Source organism: Thermus altitudinis (assembly GCF_022760835.1).
Taxonomy (GTDB): Bacteria; Deinococcota; Deinococci; order Deinococcales; family Thermaceae; genus Thermus; species Thermus altitudinis.
Window position 1 is genome coordinate 1 of record NZ_JAKTNQ010000068.1, and the last position, 503, is coordinate 503.

Consider the following 503-nt stretch of genomic DNA (forward strand, 5'->3'; position numbering starts at 1 on the left):
CGCGTAGGGTCATGCCCCCTCTTTACCCCAAGGCCGCATATCGGTCAAGTCTGCTACCGCATGAGCGCCCTCAAGCTCATGGAGCGCTTCGTGGAAAGCGGCCTTCCACCGGGGGCTTTCCCTGGTTGGCTGGAGGAGGGCAGCTCAGAAACCCGGAGGCTTCTCCGAGAAGCTATAGGGAAGAGGGGGGACCTGGCGAGACTCCTGCGGGCGGTGGGCCTTTTGGACGGGGCGGCCCGGGAGGCCCTCAAGGACCGGGACCGGGAGAAGGCCTGGGCGGAGAAGCCGCCTACGGAAAAGCAGCTTGCCTACTTGGCTCTTCTGGGATACCAAGGCCCCCCGCCAAGGAGCGTCCTCGAGGCCAGCCGGCTCATAGAGCGCCTGAAGGGGGAGAAGCCCTAATGCATGGTTGGGCGCGTGGAGAGGCAGGGAGTACCCCCCTTGTGGCTTCCCTGGTAATCTAGATGTAGCCGCTCCATTTGCGCGGACCCCAAGCGGGTGGC

The 503-nt window shown here is 65.0% G+C and carries 1 pseudogene; it reads left to right on the forward strand.

From position 1 onward, the window contains the following. Positions 1-402 (forward strand): annotated as a pseudogene (locus tag L0D16_RS12350) (hypothetical protein); the annotation flags it as partial. Positions 403-503 lie beyond the last annotated feature (101 nt).